Source organism: Halogranum roseipondis (genome assembly GCF_059695585.1).
Genome location: NZ_CM185235.1, coordinates 2,671,266 through 2,695,864, shown reverse-complemented (window position 1 = coordinate 2,695,864; position 24,599 = coordinate 2,671,266). Strand labels below are relative to the sequence as shown.

Genomic DNA, 24,599 nt, shown 5'->3' with positions numbered 1-24,599 from the left:
GTCGACGGTTGGGTCGCCTCCCGAGTAAACGACGTGGCCGTGACACGCAGAAGGCGGCAACCCCCGGCACCATTCGGTCGCCCTTTTTCGACCGCGGTCCAACCCACCGCATGGACGGCCTGCTCGCCGGTGTCGACGCCGCGTTCGCTGCCTCACCGACAGTCTACCTGCTCGCGCTGGTGCCAGCACTCCTGTGGGGGTTCTCGCCCGTGCTCTCGAAGCGCGGGATGTCGGCCGGCGGCGACGCGGTGCAGGCCGCGCTCGTCGTGGTCGTCGTCGACTCGGCGCTCTACTGGCTGTTGCTCCTCGCACGGCAGGGGCCGAACCTCTTTGCGGCGCTGGCTCCCGCGACGCTCGGCGTCTTCGTCGTCGCGGGCGCGGTCGGCACCGCACTCGGCCGCATCGCCGTCTTCAACGGCGTCGATCGGGTCGGCGCGAGCGTCAACAGCGCAGTCATCAGCGCCCGCCCGCTGTTTGCGACCGCGTTGGCCGTCGGCTTTCTCGGCGAACGCGTGACGCCGACCACCGTGGTGGGCGTCGTCGTCCTCGTCGCCGGTCTCGTCGTCCTCACGGTCGCGAAAGGCGGTGACCTCGGCGGCTGGAAGCCGCGCGACCTGCTCTTCCCGCTCGGCGCGGCGGCGTTCTTCGCCGTCGGCAACGTCCTCCGTCGGTTCGGGCTGACGACGTCGCCGACGACCGCGCTGGAGGCCGTGACGCTGAACGAGACGGCGGCGCTCGTCGCGCTCGCGGCCTACGCTCTCACTCGCCACCGGGACGCCGTCTTCGGGTCGCCGCGGCGGAGCTACCTCTACTTCGCCGGGAGCGGTCTCCTCACGGCCGTCGCCCTGCTGTCGCTGTTCGCGGCGTTCTCGCTGCCAGAGGGCGACGTCGCCGTCGTCGACCCGCTTGCGGCGACGGCACCGCTCTTCACCACCGTGTTCTCGTACTTCCTGCTCTCGGACCTCGAGACCGTCACGAGAGGCGTCGTCGCGGGCGCGGTCGCCGTCGTCGTCGGTGCGGCGCTCGTGACGCTCGGACCGGGGGCGGCAGTGGCCTGATAATCTGTGGTGGTTGTTTTGTCGGGTTGCGGAATTCTTTTGCCGTATCTCTGTGACATTGCACCCAATGAGCACAGGTGGTCTCGCGTGACCATGGACGACCGCATCGAGGAACTCCGCGAGAAGCGCGAGGAAGCGCAGCTCGGCGGAGGCGAAGACCGCATCGAGTCCCAACACGACAAGGGGAAGATGACGGCTCGCGAACGCATCGACTACTTCCTCGACGACGGAACGTTCCAGGAGTTCGACCAGTTCCGTACCCACCGGACTCACTCGTTCGGGATGGAGGAGAAACAGCTGTACGGCGACGGCGTCGTCACCGGCTACGGCGAAGTCAACGGCCGGACCGTCTTCGTCTTCGCCCACGACTTCACCGTCTTCGGCGGCTCGCTCGGCGAGGTGTTCGCCGAGAAGATCTGCAAGGTGATGGACAAGGCGATGGAGGTCGGCGCACCGGTCGTCGGCCTCAACGACTCAGCCGGTGCCCGCATCCAAGAGGGCGTGAAGGCCCTCGGCGGGTTCGGCGAGATCTTCCGGCGCAACACCGAGGCCAGCGGGGTCGTCCCGCAGATCTCGGCCATCATGGGGCCGTGTGCCGGCGGGGCCGTCTACTCGCCGGGTCTCACTGACTTCACCTTCATGGTGAAGGACACGAGTCACATGTTCATCACCGGCCCGGACGTCATCAAGACGGTCACCGGTGAGGAGGTGACGTTCGACGAACTCGGCGGCGCGAAGACGCACGCGTCGACCTCCGGCGTGGCCCACTTCGCCGCCGACTCCGAGGAGGAGGCGCTCGACGACATCGCCTTGCTCCTCTCGTATCTCCCGCAGAACAACGTCGAGGACCCGCCGCGGGTCGACCCGTGGGACGACCCCGAACGCGCCGACGAAGAACTCAACTCCATCGTCCCGGACCAACCGCGGAAACCGTACGACATCACCAACGTCGTCGACCACGTCGCCGACGAAGGGTCGTTCTTCGAGGTTCACGAGGACTTCGCGAAGAACATCGTCGTCGGCTTCGCCCGCCTCGACGGACACTCGGTCGGCATCGTCGCCAATCAGCCACGCGTCAACGCCGGGACGCTCGACATCGAAGCCTCCGAGAAGGCCGCACGCTTCGTCCGCTGCTGTGACGCGTTCAACGTCCCGATCCTGACCTTCGTCGACGTTCCCGGCTTCTTGCCCGGCACCGACCAAGAGCACAACGGCATCATCCGTCACGGCGCGAAACTGCTCTACGCGTACTCCGAGGCCCAGGTGCCGCTGATGACCGTCATCACGCGGAAGGCGTACGGCGGCGCGTACGACGTCATGGCGTCGAAACATCTCGGTGCGGACGTCAACTACGCGTGGCCGACCGCCGAGATCGCCGTCATGGGACCGCAGGGTGCAGTCAACGTCCTCTACTCGAAAGAGTTGGAGGCCGCAGACGACCCCGACGCCCGCCGCGACGAACTGATCGAGGAGTACCGCGAGGAGTTCGCCAATCCGTACACCGCTGCGGACCGCGGCTTCCTCGACGACGTCGTCGAACCGCCGGAGACCCGCGCCCGCCTCGTGGCGGACCTGAAGATGCTCAAGTCCAAGCGCGGCGACCTCCCGGAGAAGAAGCACGGCAACATCCCCATCTGATGAGTCTCGTCGACGACCTCGACATCCCGGAGAACGCCGACTCCGAGGAGGCCGCGGCCATCGTCGCCGCGATCGGGGCGCACATGCGCGACCAGGAGGCCGCTGCAGCGGCGGCCGACGGAGACGACGAGGAGACGTGGCAGGGGCAGAAGTGGGCGTTCGCGAGTCGGGTCGAGGCGCTGCAGGGACGGTGCGTCCAGCGCGTCCCCGACGGCGCACCGACCGACGCCTGGACCGCTGCGTCGCGCGCAGACAGATTCTGACGCCGCCGTCGACGACGTCACTCGTCGGCCGTCGTCGCGTCGCCGTCCCGCTCGTCGACTGGCCGGCGACCGACGTGGCGGCGACTCACGCCGACTCTCGTTTGCGCACTCGCATCGGCACCTCGCCAGGGTCGAGCACGACGCGCGGCGAGGGGTCGAGCGGTTCGACGCGTTCGAACGCTACCCGCCGAGCGAGCGTCGCCAAGGCGAGTTTCAACTCCATCGTCGCGAAGCGCATCCCGATGCAGTGGCGAGGGCCGCCCCCGAACGGGAAGGCGGCGTAGTCGGGTCGTTCGGGGTCGTCGTCGTCGAACCGCTCGGGCCGGAACTGCTCGGGCGCGTCCCACCACCGGTCGTCCCGCTGGATGTGGTAGGTCGCCAACTGTATCGTCGTGTCCTCCGACATCGCGTATCCGCCGAGCGTCGTGTCCGCGGTCGGTTGCCGATAGAGGGTGAACACCGGCGGGTAGAGTCGGAGCGTCTCGTCTATCACCTGCTCGGTGTACTGGAGCGCCGACAGATCCGCGAACGTGGGGTCACGACCGCCGAGAACGGTCGCCAGCTCCGCGTCGAGTCGCTCGCGGACTTCGGGGTGACCGGCGAGCAGCCAGCAGGCGTAGGTGAGCGCCGTCGAACTCGTCTCGTGGCCGGCGAAGAGGAAGGTGACGAGCTGGTCGCGGACCGTCTCTGCGTCCATCGTCGATCCGTCGGGGTACGTCGCGTCGAGGAGGGCCGCGAGCAGGTCGTCGTGTTCGTCGCTCGCCGCTCGTCGTTCGGCGATCACCGTCGCCACGAGCTCGTCGAGGTCGGCCATCGCTCGGTCGTACCGGCGTGACGCCGGCGTCGGGAGCCACTCGGGAGCCAGCGACCAGACGCTGGTCGTGGTCTCGGCGATCGCTGCGGCGGCCTCCCTGACGACCGTGCCGCGCTCGGCGTCGAGGTCGACCGAGAGCAGCGTCCGGGCGAGCACTGCGAGCGAGTACGACGAGAGCGCCGCGCGGAGGTCGACGACTGCACCGTCGTCCCATCCGTCGGCGAGGGCGGCCGCGCCCTCGACCATCGCGTCGGCGAACGACCGGATCCGGGCAGGCGTGAACGCGGGTTGCAGCAGTCGACGTTGGCGACGCCACTCCTCGCCCTCGACGGTGACGAGTCCGTTCGGGGCGAGCAGGGAGGCGAACTCCGTCTCGAACTCCCCCTTCCGGAACTCTGCGCTCCGCGTCACCAGCACCTCCTCGACGAGTTCCGGGTCGAAGACGGCGACGAACCGCCGGCCGACGGCGTCGTACTCCACGACATCGCCGCGTCGCTGGAGGCGGTCGCCGAGCGCCAACCCGTCGCGGAACCACGCGACCGTGTGACCGAGAAGCGGAAGACCGTCGTCTCTCGGCGGGGACGGTGCGTCGTCGAACCCGACGGTCGGGCCGGACGCGTCCTCGCCGCGTGCCGTGTCTGTCCCCCTCTCGTCTCTCGCTCTCTCCTCCGCGGCCGTCCTGTGGGGTCGCTCGTCCGTCAGCGAGTCGGTGTCCGTCATATCACTCAGTTGGTCGTCTCGCCCCCTCGCGGTTTCCACGAACTGCTGAACCTTTTTATAAACAGGCTGCCACGACTGTAGCCGTGAAGTCACTCGACGTGACGGTTCGACTCCCACCCGCGATGCGGCTGCCGATACCCGAGGGGTCCGACGTCGACGACGCCGTCGAGCGCGAGGAGATGGTCGCGTGGCACGCCCGCTCCGACGGGACCGTCTCGTTCCTCTCGGTCGTCACCGGTGATCTAGGGGTCGTCCGTGAGACTGTCGACGCTATCGACCCGGTGCGCTCGGTGGAGTACGCCGCCATCGACGACGAGACGTTCTACGTCTACGCCGAACTGGAGGCGACACCGGCCGACGTCGCGCTCTGGGAGACCTTCGAGGACCGTCACGTCGTTGTCGTCCCGCCGGTGGTCTATCTGGACGCTGGCACCGTCCGGATGACCGTCCTCGGCGATCCTACCGACCTGCGGGCAGTCGTCGCGGACTTCCCGGACGAGGTTGGCGTGGAGATCGGCCGTCTGAGTGAACACCGCCACCTCGCCGGATCGCTCGTCGGGCGTCTCACGCGGCGGCAGTTCGCGGCGGTTCGCGTGGCCCGCGAGGTCGGATACTACGAAGTGCCGCGCGAGGGATCGCTGACCGAGGTGGCCGAGGCGCTCGATTGCTCCGAGAGTGCCGCGTCGACGCTCCTCCGGAAGGGACAACGGGCGCTCGTCGACGCGGCGTTCGGCGGGTGATCGCCGCCGTTCTCACTCGACGCGGCGCTTCCGCACTCGTACGCGGAGTTCCGATTTCGGCTGTAGCGTCGCTGCCGCCGTGAACTCGACGTCGGGATCGCTCACGAGGTCGAACTCGCAGGACCCAACCAGCGTCGCCAGCACGAGGTGGAGTTCGAGCATGGCGAAGCGCAGCCCGATGCAGTGACGCGGGCCGCCGCCGAACGGGAAGTACGCGTAGTCGGGGAGGTCGGCTTCCATCTCCTCGGTCCACCGTTCGGGTCGGAACGACTCGGGGTCGTCGTACCACCGCGGGTCGGTGTGGAGGCGAAACGCCGGGAGGGTGAGCTGGGTCCCCTCGGGGACGCGGTAGCCGCCGAGGACGACGTCCCGCGTCGGCTGACGGAACAGCACGTAAGCCGGCGGGTACAGCCGGAGCGTCTCCTTCAGCACTCGTTCCGTGTAGTCGAGACGGCGGACGTCCGCGGCCGTCGGCCGTCCGTCGCCGACGACGTCGTCGACCTCCGCTCGCAGTCGCGCGGCAACCTCGGGATACTGCGAGAGCGCGAAGACGGCGTAGCTCAGCGCCAGCGACGTGGTCTCGTGGCCGGCGAAGAGAAACGTCATCAGCTGGTCGCGGACCGTCCGCTCGTCCATCGCCGTCCCGTCCTGGTAGGTGACAGAGAGGAGCAGCGAGAGCAGGTCGTCGCTCGACTCCGTCGCTCGCCGGCGCTCGGCGATCAGATCGCGGACGACCCGGTCGAACTCGTCGGTGGCGCGTCGGAACCGGCGGTTCCGCGGCGTCGGCAGCCACTCCGGGAGGAACGACTGGAGCGACCCGGCGTCGCTGCGTTCCTGGACCGCGTGGGCGGCGTCGCGGATGGCGCTCTCGTCGCCCCGGACGTCGACGCCGAACAGCGTCTTCGCGAGGATGGAGAGCGCGAGCGCCGAGAACTCGTCGGTGAGGTCGACCACCTGACCGTCGTCCCACGAGTCGACCGTCGCGGCGGCGTAGGCGGCCATCGTCTCGCCGTACGTCTCGACGCGCTCGCGGTAGAAGATCGGCTGCATCGCCGTCCGCTGACGGCGCCACTCCGCGCCCTCGGTGAGGAGCACACCGTGTTCGAGGAAGTCGACGCCCGACTGCCGCAGGATGTCGCCCTTCTCGTAGGCGTCGGCGTCGTCGACGAGCACCTGCCCGATCTGGTCCGGGTGGAGCAGCGTGACGAAGTCGTGGCCGCCGACGTGGTAGCTCACCACGTCGCCGTACGCTGCGAGCGTGTCGTAGAAGCCGAAGACGTCGCGGACGAACTCGACGGTGTTACCGACGAGCGGGACGCCGTCGGGACCGGGCGGGAGGGGTCGGTCGCTGGCCGTCTCCTGGTGGCTCATACGTCGAGCTACTCGGCGTCGCTCAATCGAGTTTGGGTCGGACCTGTCCGCCTCTTTTTGTACGCTGCGTGTCAACTATCGGCCATGAAGTACCTCCACCTCACGCTCCGCCAACCGCGCGAGACGCGGCATCCGATGCAGAACGCCATCGCCGACCACGAGTCGATCCACCGCGCGGACCTGCTCTGCTGGAACTTCGGCACCGGCGAGGACGTCGAGAGCCTGCTGTTCTACGTCGTCGGCGACGACGCGGTCTACGAGGCCGCGCTCGCCGACGTCGAGAGCGTCGCCGACTACGACGTCACGTCCGTCGACGACGACACCTTCTACGTCTACGTCGACCAGCGGACCCGCGAGGCTGACGTCGACTTCCGGGCCGCCTTCGCCGGACGACGGCTCGTGGTCGTCCCGCCCGTCGTCTACACCGGCGACGGCGCGACGGCGTTCACCGTCGTCGGCGACGCCGAGGACCTCCGGGCGACGCTCGACGCCATCCCCGAGCGCATCGGTGTCGACGTCGATCAGGTCGGCGAGTACGACCGCCGAAACGGGACGCTCACGGGGTCGTTGACCGCGAGACAGCGGGAGGCAGTCGCCGTCGCCGTCGACTGCGGCTACTACGACGTTCCGCGGACGGCGTCGGTCGAAGCGGTGGCGGCGGAACTCGGCGTCTCCTCGAGCACGGCGTCCAGCCACCTCCGGAAAGCCGAGGCGACGGTGATGCGACGAGTCGCCCGACGCTGACGTCGGCCGCCAACTTCGTCAACGTCCTCTCGAGATGCGTTGACACGCACCCCGATTCGGACCGATAGAATAACGGGACCGTTCCGTGAATGGTTCCCCAAGAAATGTTCAGTAAGGTTCTCGTCGCGAACCGAGGTGAAATCGCGGTGCGCGTGATGCGCGCCTGTGAAGAACTCGGCATCCGAACAGTCGCGGTGTACAGTGACGCCGACAAACACTCGGGACACGTCCGTTACGCCGACGAAGCGTACAACATCGGCCCGGCACGCGCGGCCGACTCCTACCTCGACCACGAGGCCGTCATCGAGGCCGGTCGTAAGGCAGGTGCGGACGCCATCCACCCCGGCTACGGCTTCCTCGCGGAGAACGCCACGTTCGCCGCGAAGGTCGGCGAGAGCAACATGAAGTGGGTCGGTCCCGCCGCCGACGCGATGGAGCGACTCGGCGAGAAGACGAAGGCCCGCGCGCTGATGCAGGAGGCCGACGTCCCCGTCGTCCCCGGAACCACGGAACCCGTCGAGTCCGCCGAGGAGGTCAAGGAGATCGCCGACGAGTACGGCTACCCGGTGGCCATCAAGGCCGAAGGTGGCGGCGGTGGTCGCGGACTGAAGGTCGTCCACAGCGAAGACGAGGTCGAAGACCAACTGGAGACCGCCCAGCGCGAAGGTGAGGCGTACTTCGACAACGCGTCGGTCTACGTCGAGAAGTACCTCGAGTCGCCGCGTCACATCGAGGTGCAGATCCTCGCCGACGAACACGGCAACGTCCGCCATCTCGGCGAGCGTGACTGCTCGCTGCAGCGCCGCCACCAGAAGGTCATCGAGGAGGCGCCGTCGCCCGCACTCACCGAGGACCTCCGCGAGCGCATCGGCGAGGCCGCTCGCCGGGGCGTCCGGGCGGCCGACTACACCAACGCCGGGACGGTCGAGTTCCTCGTCGAAGACGGGGAGTTCTACTTCATGGAGGTCAACACCCGGATCCAGGTCGAACACACCGTCTCCGAGCAGATCACGGGTATCGACATCGTGAAGTGGCAGCTCCGGGTCGCCGCGGGCGAGGAACTGAACTTCGCACAGGACGACGTCGAGATCGACGGTCACTCGATGGAGTTCCGCATCAACGCCGAGAACGCAGCGAACGACTTCGCGCCCGCACCGGGTGGCAAACTGGAGACGTACGACCCGCCGGGCGGGATCGGCGTCCGCATGGACGACGCGCTCAGACAGGGCGACGACCTGGTGACGGACTACGACTCGATGATCGCGAAGCTCATCGTCACCGCCTCCGACCGCGAGGAGTGTATCACGCGCTCGGAGCGCGCGCTCGCCGAGTTCGAGATCGAGGGGTTCCACACGATCATCCCGTTCCACCGGCTGATGCTCACCGACGAGACGTTCTGTGCGGGCGAACACACGACGAAGTACCTCGACGAGGAACTCGACAAGGACCGCATCGAACAGGCCGTCGAAGAGTGGGGTCCCGCCGACTCCGGTGCCGAGGAGGACGAGGACGAGGAGGTCACCGAGCGCGACTTCACCGTCGAGGTCAACGGCAAGCGCTTCCAGGTGTCGCTCGAAGAGCGTGGCGCGCCCGCCATCCCCGTCTCCGGAAACAGTGGCTCGAGTGGGGGACAGCAGCGCCCGCCGCAGGCTAAACAGGACGACGGCGACGAGGAGGTCGTCGTCGAGGGCGACGGCGAACGCGTCGAAGCCGAGATGCAGGGGACCATCCTCTCGGTCGAGGTCGACGAGGGCGACGAAGTCAGCTCCGGCGACGTGGTCTGCGTCCTCGAGGCGATGAAGATGGAGAACGACGTCGTCGCCGAACGCGGCGGCACCGTCTCGCAGGTGCTCGTCGGCGAGGGTGACGCCGTCGACATGGGCGACGTGCTCGTCGTCATCGAGTAGAACACCCTTCACAATCCACGGTAGCGTTTTCTTCGGGTCACCTATCCGTCGAGCCGTGACGACGCTCGAACCCGTCGACTGTCGGCTATCTGGTGCTCGACCACACGACGAGAATCACCGCTCTGCGTCGATCTTCCGCGTCGCCGACGAGAGTGGCGACGCTGTCGCTCAGCGGTCAGCGATAGAAAGGAACCGAATCGTCGGAACTCGAAAACCCGCTTAGATGCCCGCCTCGAAGTCGTCGAGGGCGTAGCTGGGTTCGGCACCGCGGCGGTCGAGCGTCTCGTTGGCGAGCAGCCAGTAGACGACCGACAGTGCGCGGCGACCCTTGTTGTTCGTCGGGATGACGAGGTCGACGTTCGACGTCTGGTTGTTCGAGTCACACATCGCGATGACCGGGATCCCCACGGTGATGGCCTCTTTGACGGCCTGGTTGTCACCGATGGGGTCCGTGACGACCACGACGTCCGGCTCGATGTAGCCCTCGTAGTCGGGGTTCGTCAGCGTGCCCGGGATGAAGCGCCCGGTGCGGGCGCGTGCGCCGATGGCCTCGGCGAACTTCTCGGCCGGGAACCGACCGTACTGACGCGAGGAGGTGACGAGCACCTGCTCGGGGTCGTAGTTCGCGAGGAAGTCGGCGGACGTGCGGATGCGCGAGTCGGTCTGACTCACGTCGAGCACGTACAGGCCGTCGTCGCGGACACGGTGGATGAACCGTTCCATGTCCTTCGTCTTCTGCTGGGTCCCGATGTGGACACCGGCAGAGAGGTAGTCCTCGACGGGGATGAGGAGGTCCGCCTCGTCGTCGGGCATGACGTCCTCGTCGAACATCGGCTCTTCTGCGTCTTCTTCAGCCTCGGCAGCCGATTCCTCGGCTTCCTCGGCGGGCAAGTCGTCTTCCGCGGCGATGTCGGGGTCGACCTCCGGGTCGGCACCGGCCTCCTCGGCAGGCGCCTCGGTGTCGAGCTCCTCTTCCGCGGCTTCGAGTGTTTCGTTGTCGTTTTCGCTCATACAGCGTCCTCCGCGATGCGGATGAGTTCGTTGAGTTTGGCGGTTCGCTCGCCCTGGACGGTACCCGTCTTGATGAACGGTGCGTCCGTCGCGACGGCGAGGTGTGCGATGGTTGTGTCCTCCGTCTCGCCAGAGCGGTGGGAGATGACGGAGTCGTACCCGTGCTCCGTCGCCAGTTCGATGGCGTCGAAGGCGTCGGTGAGTGTACCGATCTGGTTCGGCTTGATGAGGATGCTGTTGGCCGCATCCGTGTCGATACCCTCCTGCAGGCGCTCGACGTTCGTCACGAACAGGTCGTCGCCACAGATGAGCGTCTTGTCACCGACGCGGTCGGTGAGTTCGGCGAACCCTTCGTAGTCGTCCTCGTCGAGGGGGTCCTCGACGTAGGCGAGGTCGTAGTCGTCGACCAGGCCGGCGACGTAGTCGATCTGCTCGTCGGTCGACTTGGTCTCGTCGCCGTAGTGGTACTCGCCGTCCTCGAACAGTTCGGCACCGGCCATATCCAGCCCGAACTTGATCTCGAAGCCGCGGTCGTCCGCGACTGCGTCGACGGCTTCGGCCATGATCTCGAAGGCCTCGGCGTCGTCGACGGCGGGTGCCCAGGCACCCTCGTCGCCCTTCGCGGCGGGGATGCCGCGCTCGTCGAGGATCTCTGCGGCTTTCGCGTGGACCTCGGCGTTGGCGAAGACGGCCTCGGCGACGCTCGGCGCGCCGACGGGGGCCGAGAGGAACTCCTGGATGTTCGTGGCGTCCTTGGCGTGTTCGCCGCCGCCGACGACGTTCCCGAGCGGGATCGGGAAGTTGTCGCCGCGGAACGCGCCGCCGAGATGCTGGTACAGCGGCGCACCGAGGACGTCGGCACCGGCTTTCGCGGCGGCCATCGAGATGGCGACCGCCGAGTTGGCACCGACCTCCGAGAAGTTGTCCGTGCCGTCTGCGGCGCGGAGTGCTCCGTCGACTTCGCGCTGGTTACCGGCGTGGACCTCGCCGACGAGTCGCGGCACCGCGTGTTTGCGGGCCGCGCTGATCGCCTCGTTCGGCGGGAGTTCGATGGCTTCGTACTCGCCCGTACTCGCGCCGCTCGGTGCGGCCGCACGGCCGAAGCCGCCGGACTCGGTCAGCACGTCGGCCTCGACCGTGGGGTTCCCTCGGGAGTCGAGGATGCGACGCAGTCGGACGCTGGTGATGAGAGTCATCGTCCTACTGTCCCCCCCGCTTGACCGTAAAGGGTAGGACACCGGCGTCGTACTCCTCGGCGGCGATGAGGATCGGCTCGGTCTCGTTCGTGTCGATGAGCACCGGCGCGCCGTACGACACTTGCAGGGCTCGTGCCCCGAGGATGCGTGCCTTCTCGTACCGATTGTAGCGTTGTTTTGTCGTCATCACTGATAGGGGGAGACGACGTCGACGAGGTCTTTGTGCGAGACCATCATCCGTCGGCAGCAGTGGCGCTCGACGCCGAGCTCGTCGAGGACCTTCGCGGGGTCCTCGTCGCCCTCGCGGGCACGGGCTTTGAACTCTTCCCAGTGTTCGGCGACGACGTTGCCACACGTGAAACACCGGACGGGTATCATCATGGCGTGATCACCTCAGCGGTAGGACTTCTGGTAGCGAGCGCGGGCGCCAGGTCCGCCCCACTTCTTGGATTCGGACTGACGCACGTCGTTGACCAGGAGCGACCGGTCGAACTCCATGTACGCGTCGCGGAGTTCGGCGTCGTTGAGATGCTGGACGAGGCCGCGGGCGATGGCCGTGCGAGCGGCGTCTGCCTGCCCGCTGAAGCCGCCACCGCTGACCGTGACGTCGACGTCGACCTTCGAGCGAAGGTCCTCGCCGGCGATGCGGAACGGTTCCAGCATCTTCAGCTGTGCCATCTCCGGCTCGGTCAGTTCGACCGGCTGGGAGTTGATGCGAACTCGACCCTCACCTTCGCGTACGGTCGCGCGGGCGACGGCCGTCTTCTTCTTTCCGCTCGTGTTCGTTACCATGTGACGTTAGCACCCAGTTTCTCGCTGATCTCCCCGAGGGAGACGAACTTGATACTCGAAAGGCGGTCCAGCGACGTCTCGTCGAGCACTTCGCCGTCCTCGTCGAACGGGTTGCCGACGTAGACGCGGACGTTCTCCAGCGCCTCGCGGCCGCGGGGCTTCTTGTACGGGAGCATCCCACGGACCGAGCGCTTGAAGAGGCGGTCCGGGCGCTTCGGGTAGTACGGACCCTGGTCGGAGCCGACGTCGACTCGCTTCTCGTAGACGCCGACGATGTCGTCCTCGCTGCCGGTGATGACTGCGTCCTCGGCGTTGATGACGGCGACCGTCTCGCCGGCCAGTGCGCGCTGGGCCACCTCGGATGCGACGCGGCCCATGATGCAGTCCCGTGCGTCGATGACGACGTCTGCGTCGAACTCTGCGAGGCTCATCGGATCACCCGGACGTTCGAACCTTCGGGGTTGTCTTCTGCGATCTGTTCCAGCGACACCGTGTTGCCGACCTGTTCGATCTTCTTCCGCGCCGTGGCGGAGAAGTCGACGGCTGCGACGGTGACGTTCTTCTCCAGCACACCGCTACCCAGCACCTTGCCGGGGATGACGACGGTCTCGTCTTCCTGTGCGTACCGCTCGATGCGGCCGAGGTTGACTTCCGCGTGGGTGCGCCGGGGCTTCTCCAGACGGTCCGCGACGTCCTGCCAGACTCCGGCATCGGAATCGCGAGAAACCGCCTTCAGCTCGGCGATGAGACTGTTGAGTCTCGGGTTTGTCTTACTCATGATGTGACCTCCTGAAAAAGGGAGTGCAGGGAGCAGGATTTGAACCTGCGGACTCCTATGAGACAGCGCCCTGAACGCTGCGCCGTTGGCCTGACTTGGCTATCCCTGCACGCATTTCGCTGTACTGCTTGCCCCTTAAAACCAGTTTCGGTACGTCCGTGGCGACGTCGCCGGCGGACGCCCCACACACCAGCGGCTGCCGGTGCCGTGTGGGCTGGCAGTCGTGTGGTGGTGGGTGAAGGGGTCATGATGCGTTGTCAGACCGAAACTTTCTCTTCCAGCTCAGCTGCACGCAGGTCGATCGACTCGACCGCGCGCAGGACCAGTTCTTCGACCGTGAACGAGCCGTCCGTCTCCACGTGGAAGACGAACGCACCCGGCACGTCGCTGACTTCGACTTCCTTCCCGGGGAACTTCTGCGTGAGGTCGTTGTCGAACTCGTCGCTGTGGACGAGTTCGCCGTCCTCGGTCTCGATGACCCCGCGGAGGATGTTCGGTTCCCCGTCGTCGAACTCGGGGGTGTCGCCGACGACCTCCACCTTCTGGAGGTGGCGGTAGCCGACGGCCACGCCGCCTTGATGTTTGGCGTGGGACTTTCCGGAGTCGAGCACCGCGTCGGCTTCGAACTCCAGATGCTGTCCCTCCTTGAGATCGATGATGGGGATGTTCTCGTCGGCCGGTTGCACGTACTCGACGGACGACACCATGTCGCCGGAGTACGCCGTGGCCGGTCCTTCGACATCGAGCGCGAGCGTGACCGTGTCACCCTCTTCGAAGTCGTCCAGCTCCGTCGTCAGGGGGACGAGCCCCAGACGCAGCGCGATCATCTCGTCGAACATCACCGACGAGTTCTCGACGAACCGGACGGTGTCGATCGAGAGGGTGGGCACGTCCGCGATCATCGCCCGGCGGATGCCGTTGGCGATGGCCGGGGTGAGCCCTCGGACGAGGAAGCGTGCCTTCCGGTCGCCGCGTTCGATGAACTCGACGTCGAAATCGTGTGCCATGGGTGGGTTACATCCGCTTGTTCTTCGGCGCGCGCGTGCCGTCGTGCGGGATCGGCGTCACGTCTTCGATGCGGCCGATCTCCAGGCCGGCGCGTGCGAGCGCACGAATGGTTGCCTGGGCACCGGGCCCGGGCGACTTGTTGCCGTTGCCACCGGGACCGCGCACGCGAACGTGCAGTCCCGCGATGCCTGCAGCCTTGACCTCGTCGGCGATCGACTCGGCCATCTGCATGGCGGCGTACGGCGATGCCTCGTCACGGTTCTGCTTGACGACAGACCCGCCGGAGGACTTCACGATCGTCTCCGCGCCGGTCTGGTCGGTCACCGTGATGAGCGTGTTGTTGAACGATGCGTGGACGTGGGCGATTCCCCACTTGTCACCTTCGGATTCGCTCATGATGGGTTACTCCTGTTCCTCCGCCCGTGCCGGGTGAAGCTCGTCCGCGAGCTCCGACGTCTCGTCGAAGTTCACGGCGTCTTCCTCCGACACCTCGACTTTCTTCGACGGGACGGTGACGCGTGCACCGTCGACCGTCACGTGGCCGTGGCTGATGAACTGACGCGCCTGCTTCGGCGTGTTCGCCAGCCCCTTGCGGTAGGCGACCGTCTGGAGACGACGCTCCAGCAGGTCCGTCACGTCGAGCGACAGGACGGCGCTGATGTCGTCTTCCTCGCCGAGGATACCGAGTCGGCGGAGGCGAGCGACGAACTCCGCGCCCTCCTCTTCGGCCAGCTCGATGTCGCCCTGCGCGTCACCGAGCAGTCGGCGAGCCTCGCGACGGAAGTCACGAAGCTGCGACTGTGCCTTCCACAGCTCTTTCTTGTTCTTCAGACCGTAGCGACCCAGCAGGTCCGCCTCCTGAGCGATGCGCTCGCCCTGGAACGGGTGGTTCGGGGTCTCGTAGAACTTGGTGTTCTTGCCGGTCGTCATTCTTCGTCACCACCTTCTGCTGCCTGCTCTTCCTTGATGGCCTCCACGTTGACACCGATGGTGCCCTCAGTTCGACCGGTGGACTTCGTCCGCTGTCCGCGGACCTTCTGTCCGCGCTTGTGACGAACGCCCTTGTACGAACTGATCATCTTCATCCGGTTGATGTCGTGGCGGCGTTTCTGTTCGAGGTCGCTTCCGACTTTGTGGTTGGTCTCGCCGCTGAAGAAGTCCTTCCGGCGGTTGACCATCCACTCCGGGGTGTGGTCCTCGAGGTTCTCGACGACGTCGATGACTGCGTCGATGTCGTCCTGCTCGAGGCGACCGAACGTCGCGTGTCGGTCTACACCCGCGGCGTCGGCAACGATGCGCGACATGCGCTTGCCGATACCTTTCATGTCCGTCAGGGACCGCTCGACCGACTTCGTCCCATCGAGGTCCGTCTGCCCGATGCGGACGAAGTACTGGAGGTTCTCGTCGTCCTCCGGTGAGCCGTCCTGTGGTTCTTCTGCACTCATAGCTGATTGGTTGAGCGAGCGTTGCGGCGGGGATTCGAACCCCGGGGGCTTGACGCCACTGAGTTAGCAACCCAGCGCCTTGGGCCAGGCTTGGCTACCGCAACACGCGGTTGTATCGTCGCCCTACACGGACTCGGGACCCGACGCCCCTACAGTTGCTGCACTCGATACAATTCGTGGCCCATACTTAAGGCTCACGAAACCGCCGGCGACGGGCGCGTGCGCCCCGTCATCGTCTCTCACGCCGGGCGAACGGACGCTGCGTCTCACCGCGGCCGTCTGTCGCTGGCCGGAATCGTCGAACTCGCAGAGCGGCCGATCGAGACACTCCGTGCAAGCCCCGCCGTCGACGCAGCCGGGCTGGAACCCGTCGTCGACTACCTCGGGGCGCTCCGACCGGAACGACGAACCGGGGCTACCAGACGTCCCGGTAGTCGTCGACGAACGCCGCCAGCGACGTCGGCGGCCGGCCCAACAGTCGTTCGACGTCGTCGGTGACGCGGCCCGCCAACCCGAGACGTGCCGGTGCGTAGATTCCCACCATCAGCACGGCGAACCGGAGCGGGACGCCACGGGCGAACGTCCGACGGACGAACTCGAACGACGACGGCCGCGCGTACGTGACGCGTCGTCCGAGGACGTCGGAGAACCGGTCGGCGACCGACTCGAAGTCGAGCGACTCCGGACCGGTGAGGTCGTACGCGCGGTTCTCGTGGCCGGGGTCGGTCATCGTGACGGCGGCGACGGCAGCGACGTCCCGTGCGTCGACGAACGAGATCGCTCCGGTCCCCGCGGGTACGAACAGTTCGTCGCGCTCGCGGATCTCGGGCGCGTGGATCTCACTCAGGTTCTGCATGAAGTAGCTGGCACGGAGGAACGTGTGGCTGGCGTCGCTCGCTTCGAGATGTTTCTCGATGCGCCGGTGGGGCAAAAGCGGGTTCCGTTCGGCGCCGAGAACGGAGAGATAGACGACGTGGCCGACGCCCGTCCGAACCGCCGCGTCGACTGCCTCGACGATGCGGTCACGGCCGACCGACGGCGGCCGAAGGAGAAACAGCGTCTCGACGTCTTCGAACGCGAACCCCCACGTCTCCGGGCGTTCGAAGTCGAAGACGATCGGCTCGCAGTTCTCGGGCCACTCGCCCTCGGTCGGGTCCCGTACCCCAGCCCTGAACGGTAGCGCGCTGTCGGCGAGCGCGTCGACGACTCGGGATCCGACGGTTCCGGTGGCTCCTGTGACGAGCATCTTCGGCGTCATACCGCCCGATGGGTCGCCACCGGGATGAACGAGGCGGTGGTTGCTCGCTGGCTACAGGTCGAGGTCGAACGCGCGGTCCAACAGCTGCTCGTCGTACAGCGTCGTCGTCTGGTCGGGCGCGACCTCGTGGATGACCGTGACCGTCTCGACCGTGTTGACGAAGTTCTTGTAGGTCGCCTCGTCGATCATCTGGCCGTCGACCACCACCGCGCCCGTCCCGTCGCCTTTCGCCTCGTGGAACGACTCGATGCGCTGGACGTCGCCGGCGAGTTCAGACGGGCTGGGCATATGCACCCGGTTCGCTTGCGCCGTCTGGTTGGGGTGGAGCGACCAACTGCCGTCGAGGCCGACCTGCGCTTCCCGCTCGACCTGGTCGGCGTAGGCCTCGCCGTTGTAGAACCGCACGCCCGCCCGCTCGCCGAACAGTCGGTCGAACGGTCCGCCGAGCGCGACGAGCCCGTTCGCGCTCGCCTCGTTCGAGAGCCGCCAGAGGAGACTGTCCCACGACGGCGGCTCGCCGTCGAGCTCCCGACCGCCCAACTCGGCCGTGTAGTCGACCGGACCGAAGACGAGTCCGTGCAGCCGCGACTCGCCGCCCCACCGCGAGATCTCTCGGAGGTCCGACACCGCTCGCGCCGACTCGACGATGACGCTCAGCCCGACGCTCCCCTCGGGGTAGCCGTACTCCCGTTCGGCCTCGGCGACGACCCGTTCTGCTCGCTTCACGTCGTCGAGTCGGCCGACCTTCGGGACGACGACGCCGTCGACGAACTCGCCGACCTCCCGGACGAGCGTCCGGATCTGCTCGCGACCGCGGTCGCGGAACCGCTCGTCCTCGTAGCTCCACTCCACGCGCGGCCACACCTCGCCGACGAACTCCGCGTCCGGCAGTCGGTCGACGACGTTGTCGAGCGCCTCGGACTTCATGTCGGGTGCGGTGCCGTCCTCGATGTCCGGGACGAGCCAGTCGGGTTTCTGGAACCCGGTGGCCGAGAGCCCCGAGTCGAGGTACTTCGCCGTGTTCTCGCGCGGCACGGCGGCCGGTGCGGTCTGGAACGTGCGGCAGAGCCGCGGTCTGTCTGTCGTCATCGTCTGCGTTCGTGTGCTGTCTGTCGTGCGTTCGTCTCGTTCGTCAGTCGTCGCGCTGTGCGTTCCGCTCATCGTCCCTCCCGTCGACGAACCTGCGCCGTCCGCGTCCCCGAGTAGACGACCCGGTCGTCGGCCGTGACGGCGTAGTGCCGGAAGGTGACCCGCCCCGCTCTGTCGCTGCCTGTCCCCTCGTCGGCTTCCTCCGCGTCGACGACGCGGGTGAACGCGAACACGGTGTCGTCGGCCGTCACGAAGTCGTGGAACCGCTCGTCCTCGTACCGCTCCTCGCGCCACGTCGCCTCGTCCGACCGAGCGTGGCCGAGCGCGATCGACCGTGTCACGTCGCCGTAGACGACGATCTCGCTCGAGGGCGAGTCGGCCATCATCGCCGCGTTGTGGTGTTGCCCCGCCGTGTTGAGCGTCCGCAGCGGGAGGACGGACATGAGCACGTCGTCGACCGTCCGACCGCGCTCGTGTCGGTAGGCGACGGCGGCGTCTCGTCCCTCGACCGCCGCGAGCGCGTCGCGGAAGTCCTCGAAGTACGGCCCGTCGGGCGCGACGAGATCCGTCGGCAGCGGCGGCGAGGCGTCCGCTCCGCCGGACTCCGTCGCCGCCGACTCCCCGCCGTCGGTCTCGACCGGCTCTCGACGCGGCACCATGTTCGTCCGCGTGTAGGAACACAGCGGGTCGCCCGTCTCGCAGTCGTAGCTCGTCGTCTCCCACGAGACGATGCCGTAAGCGGGTCGCGAGGAGGAGGTGCGTTTGTCGAGCACCGTCGACTCCACCCGGAGGTCGGTGCCCGGAGACACCGCCTCGCGGTGGAACCCAACGTCGGTGCGCCCGAGGAAGTAGCCGCCCTTCTCGCTGAGGTCCTCGACGCTCGGCCCCATCGTGCAGGCGACGAGGTAGTCGGGGTGGACGGGCGGTTCCTCGAACCCGCGGTCGCGGGCGGCGTCGGGCCGCCAGTACGCGGGGTCGTGGTTGAGCGTCTGACTCGTCCACAGGTCGTTGCCGTCGCGGGTGAGACGGAGCCCCCGGTCGTGTTCGATGGTCGCGCCCTCCTCGAACGACTCGAAGTACGTGCCCTTTTCGAGTACCTCCGCGCGTGCGAGCGCGTCCGGCATCGACTCGACCCAGTCCGGGCCGTCAGTCATCGGCGGCCACCTCCGTGGCTGCTGTCCGACCGCGTCTGGCGAGCGTGCGGCGCATCTCGTTGGTGACGATCATGAACCCCTCGTCGAACCCCATCCCCGGTTTGGCGAGCAGCTGCGCCGCCCGCGTCGCGAGCGCGACGTGCGCACACGCGCGGGCCGAGACGTCCGTCTCGTTGCAGGTGCCGCCGAGGTAGGCGCGGGTGTCGGTGCCGCGACAGGCGAGGACGGCCTCGGCGCTCCGCTGGACCCCGCCCAGATCGGGTGTCTTCACCTGCACCACGTCGGCCGCGCCGGCGTCGACGAACGCCCGCACGTCGTCGAACGTGTTGCACCACTCGTCGGCGACGAGGTCGACCCCGACGTCGGCGTCCGAGAGCCCGTCGCGGAGCGTCGCCATCTCGCGGATCTGCGCCTCGCGACCCCCCGCGTCCATCGGTCCCTCGATCTGCAGCGGGTACGGGGCGGCCGCTCTCCGGAGGTCGGCGAAGTAGTCGACTACCTCCGCACGGTCGTACGGCGGGCCGAACACCTCACCGAGGATCCCGTAGACGTCGATGTGGAACCGCGGGTCGTAGCCGTCGATGCGCTCTGCGCGCTCCGAGAGCCACCGGACGTAGTCGAGAAGTCGCTCGCCCTCGGGGCCGATCTTCTCGACGCTGTTGAACAGTCCGTGCGGGAGGACGGGGACGCCCTTCAGCAGCATCTTCTCGGCGTTCGTCCGCCGCTCGTCGCCCGACTGGCCGAACACCGGAATCGGCTCCGTCGCCGGCGCGACGTCGTAGACGTCGGCGAGCACGTCCGTCATCGTCGTCCCCGTCGCGCTCGCCGCCGCGTCGAGCAGTGCCTGCGAGACGCCGTAGCGGATCGCCGTGTGGAGGCGGTCGCCGTCGACGGTCAGCTCCTCCAGCAGGGTCGCGTTCTCCGCGAACGCCGCCGCGTCGCGTCCGCGGAGGCGATCGGCGACGGCATCCTCCACGACCGGCCGGTACTCGTCGGCACGGAACAGCGGGTCGCGCCCGCCGGCACCTGAGTACTGGACGGCACAGCAGTCGCCGGTGGCAGTCGCGCCGGAGGAGAGTTCGAGTTCGACCGTCAGCGCCTCGCCGGCCTCGCGGATGCGACGGAAGCCGTCGGTCTGCGGGTCGCCGCGGTAGTCGAACCCCTCCTGCGTCGCGCCGGCCTTGATCGCCCGCTGGTCGTCGAAGAAGAACCCCGACACCGTCGGGACGGCCCGGACGGACTCGATGGAGACGCTCACGTCCACCCCTCCGTCGGGCGGCCGATGAGTTTGCCGTCGCTGATGGCGTCGACGTCGTCGGCGACCATCCGGAACGAACACTTCCGCCCCTCCGTCTCCGCGCGTTCGTCGAGGCGAGCGCGGTGCATCTCCTCGACGTCGTCGTCGAGCGCGAGGTCGCCGAACTCCAGTATCCGCACTCGGCCCTTGTCGTCGCGGGCGGGGAGCACGGCACCCTTCGCGCTCTCGCTGGGGGCGAACGGCACGTCGAGCGCGCCGGTCTCGAACGCCCGCACCGTGCCGCGGGCGACGTCCCCGTCGCCGAGTGCGAGCACCGAGTCCATCAGCGACCGCACCGAGCGTTCGATGATCTCCCGTTCGTCGCCGATCCCGTCGAGCGTCACGTCCTGTTCGATGAGCATGTCGATGAGCTGTCGTGTCGTCCGGAGTCCAGCGGCGTTGGCCTCCATCGTGGGGACGCCCTGGAACTCCTGTGGCGACTTCGTGATGACCTTGTCCGGTCTCGCGACCGCGGCGGTGGCTCCGCCGAGGCCGATGACCCCGTTGGCGCGCGCTTCGTCCGGTGGGAACCCGCCCATCCACTCGTGGAAGACGGTGGTGACGGTGACGTCGTCGGGGAGGTACTCCTCGCCGAGCGCCCGGAGCGACCGGAGGGCGGCGACGTCCTGCACGAGGTTGCCGACCTGTCCGTAGCCGAGCGTCACCGACTTCACGCCCTGTGTCGCCGCCAGCAGCCCCTCGACGAGGCCGACGGCGATGGCGATAGACGGGGGGACGAGCGTCCCCGTCAGCGGGCCGAACGGTTCGCGGTTGATCCGCACCCCGAACTCCGTGTAGAGGCCGGCCAGCCGGTCGACGAACTGCCAGTGTTCGATCGTCTCCGCCAGGTCGCGGCGCTTCGTGTACGGGATGTTGTACGAGATGGGACCGCCCTCGAAGCTCTGGAAGCCGCCGGCGAAGGTGACCATCGCCAGCAGGCGGGCGTCGGGCGTCCCGTGGCGCACCTCGATGGGCCCGTCGACGCGCTCGATCAGTTCGCGACAGCCGTCGACGCCGTGGTTGACGGCCGGGAAGCCGTTGAGCGTGTCGTCGCCGGACTCGCGGGCGGCGTCGAGCCCCTCCTGTGCCTTCCCGTACTCGTTGTCGCGAGTGTAGGAGTCGATGGTCGTCGGCAGGAGGTCCGCACCGCCCTCCTCCCAGAGATGACCGAGCAGGTCGACCTGCGGGTCGAGTCGGGGGACGCCTGCCCGCGGCTGGAGCAGCGGTCTGTTCGCCGACTCCAGCACGTGGGCGAACCGCTTTCCGTCCGGGAGCGTCCCGTGGTAGTCGACCGACTCCTCGAAGTCGACGGCGTCGGCCGTCGACCAGTCGTCGCGGAGCGACTCGGCGATCTGCCCGAGCTCCGACTCCGCGAGGCGTTCGTCCCGAACCATCAGCTGTAGGCTCGGACCGACTCCTGGTCGGTCTCTGTCGTCGAGACGTCGAGGTCGACCCGAAGCGCGTCGATCGCCTCCTGTGGCTCGGTCTCCGAGTCGAAGACGCGGGTGAACCCCATCCGCTCGAAGCGGCGACGCGTCTCCGTCCAGTCGTCCTGCCCGACGGCGAGGTTGCCGCCGATGTACGTCGGCAGGTCGAGACCGGCCTCCACGAGCTTCTCGTGGAACCCGCCACAGTCCTGCTCGGCGTGACCGTAGAGTGAGGAGACCAGTACTGCGTCCGCGTCGTGGGCTTTCGCTGCGTCGACGAACTCCGTCTGTGACGTCTGGACGCCGAGGTTCACAACGTCGAACCCCGCCGCCGACAGTGCCTGCTCCAGAATCGTGATCCCGACGACGTGTGCGTCGGAACCGATCACACCGAGGATGACTGTTCGCGGCATCATCGTGAACAACCGTGAAGGACCTCATAAAGTTAATGATTTATAATGATAATATTCCTTAAGGAGGGTTAGACACTGGTGTGACATGGATTCACAAAGTACATGATTAATAGGGTAGTTTTTTCTTTCACGTTCACGACGCCGTTGTCATGGGTGCGCTCAGCGACCTTCGGGTGCTCGACCTGACACAGGTGCTCGCCGGACCGTACTGTACGATGCTGCTGGCCGACCTCGGTGCCGACGTCGTGAAGATCGAACGTCCCGGCGGCGACCTCATCCGGTCGAACCCGCCGTTCGTCGACTCGGCGGACGAGCCGTACGGCGGCTACTTCCAGAGCGTCAACCGCGGGAAGCGCTCGCTCGAACTCGACCTCGGCAGCGACGAGGGGCGCGCCGACTTCCTCTCGCTCGTCGAGTCGGCGGACGTCGTCGTCGAGAACTACCGTGCGGGCACGATGGAGCGGTTCGACCTCGGCTACGAGACGCTCCGCGAACACAACCCCGAACTCGTCTACGGCGCCATCCGGGGGTTCGGCGACCCCCGGACGGGCGAGACGCAGCGACAGGGCCAGCCCTCCTTCGACCTCGTCGCGCAAGCACTCAGCGGACTGATGGAGATCACGGGGCAGGAGGACGGGCCGCCGACGAAGGTCGGCCCCGGCGTCGGCGACATCTTCACGGCGACGCTCAACGCCGTCGGCGTCCTGGCCGCGGTCCACCACCGCGACCGGACGGGGGAGGGACAGTTCGTCGACACGGGCATGTACGACAGCATGGTCAGCCTCTGTGAGCGGGCGGTCTACCAGTACTCCTACACCGGCGAAGCGCCGACGCGACAGGGCAACTCCCACCCGACGCTGTTCCCGTACGACTCCTTCGAGACCGACGACGGCCACGTCGTCGTCGCCGCCTTCGGCGACAACCACTGGGAGGCGCTCTGCCGGGCGATGGACCGCCCGGACCTCGCCGCCGACTACCCGGACGCGGCGAGTCGTCTCCGCAACCGAGAGGCGCTCCGGGCGGCCGTCGCCGACTGGACGCGCGAGCGGACCAGCGACGACGTGGTCGACGCGCTCGTCGGCGACGTCCCCTGCGAGCGCGTCCAGACGGTCGCCGACGTCTTCGAGGACCCGCACGTCCACGACCGTGAGATGCTGGTCGAGGTCGACCACCCCGAGAGCGGCGAGCGCGTGACCATCGCGGGCCAACCGATCAAGATGTCGGCGACGCCGACGCAACCGGGGCGGCGCGCGCCGCTGCTCGACGAACACCGCGAGGAACTGCTCGGCGACGCAGTGGGCGACGCGGACGACGGAGCGCCCTCGCGGGCGACGGAGGAGGCCGACGACTGATCGGCTGCGTCCGATGCCGACGAGAGACTGACCCCGAGACGGCCCGCACCGCTCACGGGCACAGTTTCTTGACGTCCTCACCCGATTGCGAAGCTATGACCGGTGCGACGTTCCTCTCCGGCGACCGCGTCACGCTCACCACCGTCGAGGCCGAGGACGTCGAGTTCCTCCGCGACGGCGTCAACGACCCGTCGGTCCGGGTGCCGGCGGGGCAGGTGCTCCCCAGCAACGAACGCCAGGAGCGCGAGTGGTTCGAGGCGGCGAGCACGAGCGACGACGTCGTCCAACTCCTCGTCGTCGTCGACGGCGAAGCCGACGAACGGGGCGCAGAGTCGTCGGACACTCGCGCCGGCGTCGTCGAACTCGACCCCATCGACCGCGAGACGGGGACGGCCGACGTCGCCTACTGGCTCCGTCCCGAGTTCCGCCGCAACGGCTACGCCCGCGAGGCGCTGGAGCTCGTCGTCGACTACGCTTTCTCGCAGCTCCGCCTTCACCGGGTGAACGCCGCCGTCTACGACTTCAACGAGCGGTCGATGGAGCTGTTGCAGGCGGTCGGGTTCACCGCCGAGGGCGTCCAGCGGGAGAACGCGTTCGTCGACGGGGCCTACCGCGACACCCACTACTTCGGCGTGCTCGAAGACGAGTGGGAGCGAGAGCGGGAGAACTGACGCTCAGCCGTCACGGAAGACGACGCCGTCGAACGTCCCCGTCAACACGACCTCGTCGACTCCGTTTCGACACGCGACGTCGGCCTCGACGTCGACCCGCGTCTCGGCCTCCTCGACGCTGTCGATGGTCACCTCGCACTCGATCTCCTCGCCCGTGTAGACCGGGCGGTGGAACTCGAACGTCATCGTCCGCGCGAGCACGTCGAGGTCGCCGCCGATCTTCGTCGGGAGCGTCGCCGTCAGGAGCCCGTGGACGACGAGGCGACCCTCCTCGTCGGGCTCTTCGTGGTGCGTGCCCCGGTCGTTCGAGAGGTCAGCGAACCGGCGGACGTCGTCCTTCGAGAAGCTGCGGCTATACGTTCGGGTCTCCCCTTCGGTCGGCACGTCGGTCATACCGGTCGGACGGACACCGGCCACAAAAACACTCGTTCGGTCCACCGCTTCGGCCGCTTC

Annotated in this window: 28 protein-coding genes and 2 tRNA genes; 8 read left to right on the top strand and 22 right to left on the bottom strand. The window is 67.6% G+C overall.

Going from position 1 to position 24,599, the window contains the following annotated elements; genetic code table 11:
* Positions 1-110 precede the first annotated feature (110 nt).
* The 3 genes from EOHIBHHM_RS14115 (at position 111) to EOHIBHHM_RS14105 (ending at position 2,959) form a co-directional block, all read left to right on the top strand.
* Positions 111-1,058, top strand: a complete 948-nt coding sequence (locus EOHIBHHM_RS14115; protein ID WP_497251639.1) for an EamA family transporter — start codon at positions 111-113, stop codon at positions 1,056-1,058.
* Positions 1,059-1,151: 93 nt separating this feature from the next.
* On the top strand, positions 1,152-2,696 hold the full coding sequence (locus tag EOHIBHHM_RS14110; RefSeq protein WP_497251637.1) for an acyl-CoA carboxylase subunit beta: 1,545 nt from the start codon (positions 1,152-1,154) through the stop codon (positions 2,694-2,696).
* Positions 2,696-2,959 carry a DUF8022 family protein gene (locus EOHIBHHM_RS14105; RefSeq protein ID WP_497251635.1) on the top strand — a complete coding sequence of 88 codons (264 nt, stop codon included), beginning with the start codon at positions 2,696-2,698 and terminating at the stop codon, positions 2,957-2,959. The genes EOHIBHHM_RS14110 and EOHIBHHM_RS14105 overlap by 1 nt, the downstream gene beginning before the upstream one ends.
* An 85-nt stretch (positions 2,960-3,044) precedes the next feature.
* Here EOHIBHHM_RS14105 and EOHIBHHM_RS14100 read toward each other — a convergent pair whose 3' ends face one another.
* Positions 3,045-4,493, bottom strand: coding sequence for a cytochrome P450 (locus tag EOHIBHHM_RS14100; protein WP_497251633.1), 1,449 nt, complete (start codon positions 4,491-4,493; stop codon positions 3,045-3,047).
* An 83-nt stretch (positions 4,494-4,576) separates the two neighbouring features.
* Between EOHIBHHM_RS14100 and EOHIBHHM_RS14095 the strand changes: the two genes are divergently transcribed.
* Positions 4,577-5,233, top strand: a complete 657-nt coding sequence (locus EOHIBHHM_RS14095; protein WP_497251631.1) for a helix-turn-helix domain-containing protein — start codon at positions 4,577-4,579, stop codon at positions 5,231-5,233.
* A gap of 12 nt (positions 5,234-5,245) precedes the next feature.
* Here the strand turns inward: EOHIBHHM_RS14095 and EOHIBHHM_RS14090 are convergent, their stop codons facing one another.
* Positions 5,246-6,604 (bottom strand): cytochrome P450, encoded by a 1,359-nt coding sequence (locus EOHIBHHM_RS14090; RefSeq protein WP_497251629.1) that lies wholly within the window; start codon positions 6,602-6,604, stop codon positions 5,246-5,248.
* A gap of 84 nt (positions 6,605-6,688) precedes the next feature.
* Here EOHIBHHM_RS14090 and EOHIBHHM_RS14085 point away from each other — a divergent pair, with 84 nt between their 5' ends.
* Positions 6,689-7,348 (top strand): helix-turn-helix domain-containing protein, encoded by a 660-nt coding sequence (locus EOHIBHHM_RS14085; RefSeq protein ID WP_497251627.1) that lies wholly within the window; start codon positions 6,689-6,691, stop codon positions 7,346-7,348.
* 104 nt (positions 7,349-7,452) lie between these two features.
* A complete protein-coding gene (gene pccA / locus EOHIBHHM_RS14080; protein ID WP_497257008.1) occupies positions 7,453-9,255 on the top strand; it encodes a propionyl-CoA carboxylase biotin carboxylase/biotin-carboxyl carrier subunit in 1,803 nt (600 codons plus the stop codon).
* 219 nt (positions 9,256-9,474) lie between these two features.
* Here the strand turns inward: pccA and rpsB are convergent, their stop codons facing one another.
* The 19 genes from rpsB to glmS all read right to left on the bottom strand — a co-directional run bounded on the left by rpsB (position 9,475) and on the right by glmS (position 22,123).
* Positions 9,475-10,266 (bottom strand): 30S ribosomal protein S2, encoded by a 792-nt coding sequence (gene rpsB, locus EOHIBHHM_RS14075; RefSeq protein ID WP_497251625.1) that lies wholly within the window; start codon positions 10,264-10,266, stop codon positions 9,475-9,477.
* A complete protein-coding gene (gene eno / locus EOHIBHHM_RS14070; RefSeq protein ID WP_497251623.1) occupies positions 10,263-11,462 on the bottom strand; it encodes a phosphopyruvate hydratase in 1,200 nt (399 codons plus the stop codon). Before eno ends, rpsB begins: the two co-directional genes overlap by 4 nt.
* Before the next feature lie 4 nt (positions 11,463-11,466).
* Complete coding sequence (locus EOHIBHHM_RS14065; RefSeq protein ID WP_497251621.1) at positions 11,467-11,649, bottom strand: DNA-directed RNA polymerase subunit K; 183 nt, start codon at positions 11,647-11,649, stop codon at positions 11,467-11,469.
* Positions 11,649-11,843, bottom strand: coding sequence for a DNA-directed RNA polymerase subunit N (locus EOHIBHHM_RS14060; protein WP_497251619.1), 195 nt, complete (start codon positions 11,841-11,843; stop codon positions 11,649-11,651). The genes EOHIBHHM_RS14065 and EOHIBHHM_RS14060 overlap by 1 nt, the downstream gene beginning before the upstream one ends.
* Positions 11,844-11,855: 12 nt before the next feature.
* A complete protein-coding gene (locus tag EOHIBHHM_RS14055) occupies positions 11,856-12,254 on the bottom strand; it encodes a 30S ribosomal protein S9 (protein ID WP_497251617.1) in 399 nt (132 codons plus the stop codon).
* Entirely contained in the window at positions 12,248-12,685 is a 438-nt protein-coding gene (locus EOHIBHHM_RS14050) for a 50S ribosomal protein L13 (protein WP_497251615.1), read from the bottom strand. The genes EOHIBHHM_RS14055 and EOHIBHHM_RS14050 overlap by 7 nt, the downstream gene beginning before the upstream one ends.
* The gene (locus tag EOHIBHHM_RS14045) at positions 12,682-13,032 is read right to left on the bottom strand and encodes a 50S ribosomal protein L18e (RefSeq protein WP_089823500.1); all 351 of its coding nucleotides are present in this window, start codon (positions 13,030-13,032) and stop codon (positions 12,682-12,684) included. Before EOHIBHHM_RS14045 ends, EOHIBHHM_RS14050 begins: the two co-directional genes overlap by 4 nt.
* A 24-nt stretch (positions 13,033-13,056) precedes the next feature.
* Positions 13,057-13,141 (bottom strand) — tRNA-Leu (locus EOHIBHHM_RS14040).
* A gap of 148 nt (positions 13,142-13,289) precedes the next feature.
* A complete protein-coding gene (locus tag EOHIBHHM_RS14035; protein ID WP_497251613.1) occupies positions 13,290-14,039 on the bottom strand; it encodes a DNA-directed RNA polymerase subunit D in 750 nt (249 codons plus the stop codon).
* A 7-nt stretch (positions 14,040-14,046) separates the two neighbouring features.
* Positions 14,047-14,436, bottom strand: a complete 390-nt coding sequence (locus EOHIBHHM_RS14030; RefSeq protein ID WP_009374960.1) for a 30S ribosomal protein S11 — start codon at positions 14,434-14,436, stop codon at positions 14,047-14,049.
* A 6-nt stretch (positions 14,437-14,442) separates the two neighbouring features.
* A complete protein-coding gene (locus EOHIBHHM_RS14025) occupies positions 14,443-14,970 on the bottom strand; it encodes a 30S ribosomal protein S4 (protein WP_497251611.1) in 528 nt (175 codons plus the stop codon).
* Positions 14,967-15,485 carry a 30S ribosomal protein S13 gene (locus tag EOHIBHHM_RS14020; RefSeq protein WP_497251609.1) on the bottom strand — a complete coding sequence of 173 codons (519 nt, stop codon included), beginning with the start codon at positions 15,483-15,485 and terminating at the stop codon, positions 14,967-14,969. The genes EOHIBHHM_RS14025 and EOHIBHHM_RS14020 overlap by 4 nt, the downstream gene beginning before the upstream one ends.
* A gap of 19 nt (positions 15,486-15,504) precedes the next feature.
* Positions 15,505-15,589 (bottom strand) — tRNA-Ser (locus EOHIBHHM_RS14015).
* A 311-nt stretch (positions 15,590-15,900) separates the two neighbouring features.
* Positions 15,901-16,743 carry an SDR family oxidoreductase gene (locus EOHIBHHM_RS14010; RefSeq protein WP_497251607.1) on the bottom strand — a complete coding sequence of 281 codons (843 nt, stop codon included), beginning with the start codon at positions 16,741-16,743 and terminating at the stop codon, positions 15,901-15,903.
* 51 nt (positions 16,744-16,794) lie between these two features.
* On the bottom strand, positions 16,795-17,832 hold the full coding sequence (gene citE / locus EOHIBHHM_RS14005) for an L-malyl-CoA/beta-methylmalyl-CoA lyase (protein WP_497257006.1): 1,038 nt from the start codon (positions 17,830-17,832) through the stop codon (positions 16,795-16,797).
* Between the two features lie 68 nt (positions 17,833-17,900).
* Positions 17,901-18,986: a 2-methylfumaryl-CoA hydratase gene (gene mch / locus EOHIBHHM_RS14000; protein ID WP_497251605.1), complete on the bottom strand. Its 1,086-nt coding sequence runs from the start codon at positions 18,984-18,986 to the stop codon at positions 17,901-17,903.
* The gene (locus EOHIBHHM_RS13995; RefSeq protein WP_497251603.1) at positions 18,979-20,244 is read right to left on the bottom strand and encodes a methylaspartate ammonia-lyase; all 1,266 of its coding nucleotides are present in this window, start codon (positions 20,242-20,244) and stop codon (positions 18,979-18,981) included. The genes mch and EOHIBHHM_RS13995 overlap by 8 nt, the downstream gene beginning before the upstream one ends.
* Complete coding sequence (locus EOHIBHHM_RS13990; RefSeq protein ID WP_497251601.1) at positions 20,241-21,677, bottom strand: methylaspartate mutase subunit E; 1,437 nt, start codon at positions 21,675-21,677, stop codon at positions 20,241-20,243. The genes EOHIBHHM_RS13995 and EOHIBHHM_RS13990 overlap by 4 nt, the downstream gene beginning before the upstream one ends.
* Positions 21,677-22,123 (bottom strand): methylaspartate mutase subunit S, encoded by a 447-nt coding sequence (gene glmS, locus EOHIBHHM_RS13985; RefSeq protein ID WP_497257004.1) that lies wholly within the window; start codon positions 22,121-22,123, stop codon positions 21,677-21,679. Before glmS ends, EOHIBHHM_RS13990 begins: the two co-directional genes overlap by 1 nt.
* A 149-nt stretch (positions 22,124-22,272) precedes the next feature.
* On the opposite strand from glmS, the gene mct reads away from it, so the two are divergent.
* Positions 22,273-23,475, top strand: a complete 1,203-nt coding sequence (gene mct, locus EOHIBHHM_RS13980) for a succinyl-CoA:mesaconate CoA-transferase (RefSeq protein ID WP_497251599.1) — start codon at positions 22,273-22,275, stop codon at positions 23,473-23,475.
* A gap of 95 nt (positions 23,476-23,570) precedes the next feature.
* Entirely contained in the window at positions 23,571-24,146 is a 576-nt protein-coding gene (locus EOHIBHHM_RS13975; protein ID WP_497251597.1) for a GNAT family N-acetyltransferase, read from the top strand.
* Between the two features lie 3 nt (positions 24,147-24,149).
* On the opposite strand, the gene EOHIBHHM_RS13970 is transcribed toward EOHIBHHM_RS13975, so the two are convergent.
* Positions 24,150-24,539 carry an FAS1-like dehydratase domain-containing protein gene (locus tag EOHIBHHM_RS13970; RefSeq protein WP_497251595.1) on the bottom strand — a complete coding sequence of 130 codons (390 nt, stop codon included), beginning with the start codon at positions 24,537-24,539 and terminating at the stop codon, positions 24,150-24,152.
* Between the last annotated feature and the right edge of the window lie 60 nt (positions 24,540-24,599).

Bases quoted from the DNA above. Each gene is read 5' to 3' on its own strand.
- EOHIBHHM_RS14115 (WP_497251639.1), top strand. From the start codon at position 111: ATGGACGGCCTGCTCGCCGGTGTCGACGCCGCGTTCGCTGCCTCACCG.
- EOHIBHHM_RS14110 (WP_497251637.1), top strand. From the start codon at position 1,152: ATGGACGACCGCATCGAGGAACTCCGCGAGAAGCGCGAGGAAGCGCAG.
- EOHIBHHM_RS14105 (WP_497251635.1), top strand. From the start codon at position 2,696: ATGAGTCTCGTCGACGACCTCGACATCCCGGAGAACGCCGACTCCGAG.
- EOHIBHHM_RS14100 (WP_497251633.1), bottom strand. From the start codon at position 4,493: ATGACGGACACCGACTCGCTGACGGACGAGCGACCCCACAGGACGGCC.
- EOHIBHHM_RS14090 (WP_497251629.1), bottom strand. From the start codon at position 6,604: ATGAGCCACCAGGAGACGGCCAGCGACCGACCCCTCCCGCCCGGTCCC.
- EOHIBHHM_RS14085 (WP_497251627.1), top strand. From the start codon at position 6,689: ATGAAGTACCTCCACCTCACGCTCCGCCAACCGCGCGAGACGCGGCAT.
- pccA (WP_497257008.1), top strand. From the start codon at position 7,453: ATGTTCAGTAAGGTTCTCGTCGCGAACCGAGGTGAAATCGCGGTGCGC.
- rpsB (WP_497251625.1), bottom strand. From the start codon at position 10,266: ATGAGCGAAAACGACAACGAAACACTCGAAGCCGCGGAAGAGGAGCTC.
- eno (WP_497251623.1), bottom strand. From the start codon at position 11,462: ATGACTCTCATCACCAGCGTCCGACTGCGTCGCATCCTCGACTCCCGA.
- EOHIBHHM_RS14065 (WP_497251621.1), bottom strand. From the start codon at position 11,649: ATGACGACAAAACAACGCTACAATCGGTACGAGAAGGCACGCATCCTC.
- EOHIBHHM_RS14060 (WP_497251619.1), bottom strand. From the start codon at position 11,843: ATGATGATACCCGTCCGGTGTTTCACGTGTGGCAACGTCGTCGCCGAA.
- EOHIBHHM_RS14055 (WP_497251617.1), bottom strand. From the start codon at position 12,254: ATGGTAACGAACACGAGCGGAAAGAAGAAGACGGCCGTCGCCCGCGCG.
- EOHIBHHM_RS14050 (WP_497251615.1), bottom strand. From the start codon at position 12,685: ATGAGCCTCGCAGAGTTCGACGCAGACGTCGTCATCGACGCACGGGAC.
- EOHIBHHM_RS14045 (WP_089823500.1), bottom strand. From the start codon at position 13,032: ATGAGTAAGACAAACCCGAGACTCAACAGTCTCATCGCCGAGCTGAAG.
- EOHIBHHM_RS14035 (WP_497251613.1), bottom strand. From the start codon at position 14,039: ATGGCACACGATTTCGACGTCGAGTTCATCGAACGCGGCGACCGGAAG.
- EOHIBHHM_RS14030 (WP_009374960.1), bottom strand. From the start codon at position 14,436: ATGAGCGAATCCGAAGGTGACAAGTGGGGAATCGCCCACGTCCACGCA.
- EOHIBHHM_RS14025 (WP_497251611.1), bottom strand. From the start codon at position 14,970: ATGACGACCGGCAAGAACACCAAGTTCTACGAGACCCCGAACCACCCG.
- EOHIBHHM_RS14020 (WP_497251609.1), bottom strand. From the start codon at position 15,485: ATGAGTGCAGAAGAACCACAGGACGGCTCACCGGAGGACGACGAGAAC.
- EOHIBHHM_RS14010 (WP_497251607.1), bottom strand. From the start codon at position 16,743: ATGACGCCGAAGATGCTCGTCACAGGAGCCACCGGAACCGTCGGATCC.
- citE (WP_497257006.1), bottom strand. From the start codon at position 17,832: ATGACGACAGACAGACCGCGGCTCTGCCGCACGTTCCAGACCGCACCG.
- mch (WP_497251605.1), bottom strand. From the start codon at position 18,986: ATGACTGACGGCCCGGACTGGGTCGAGTCGATGCCGGACGCGCTCGCA.
- EOHIBHHM_RS13990 (WP_497251601.1), bottom strand. From the start codon at position 21,677: ATGGTTCGGGACGAACGCCTCGCGGAGTCGGAGCTCGGGCAGATCGCC.
- glmS (WP_497257004.1), bottom strand. From the start codon at position 22,123: ATGCCGCGAACAGTCATCCTCGGTGTGATCGGTTCCGACGCACACGTC.
- mct (WP_497251599.1), top strand. From the start codon at position 22,273: ATGGGTGCGCTCAGCGACCTTCGGGTGCTCGACCTGACACAGGTGCTC.
- EOHIBHHM_RS13975 (WP_497251597.1), top strand. From the start codon at position 23,571: ATGACCGGTGCGACGTTCCTCTCCGGCGACCGCGTCACGCTCACCACC.
- EOHIBHHM_RS13970 (WP_497251595.1), bottom strand. From the start codon at position 24,539: ATGACCGACGTGCCGACCGAAGGGGAGACCCGAACGTATAGCCGCAGC.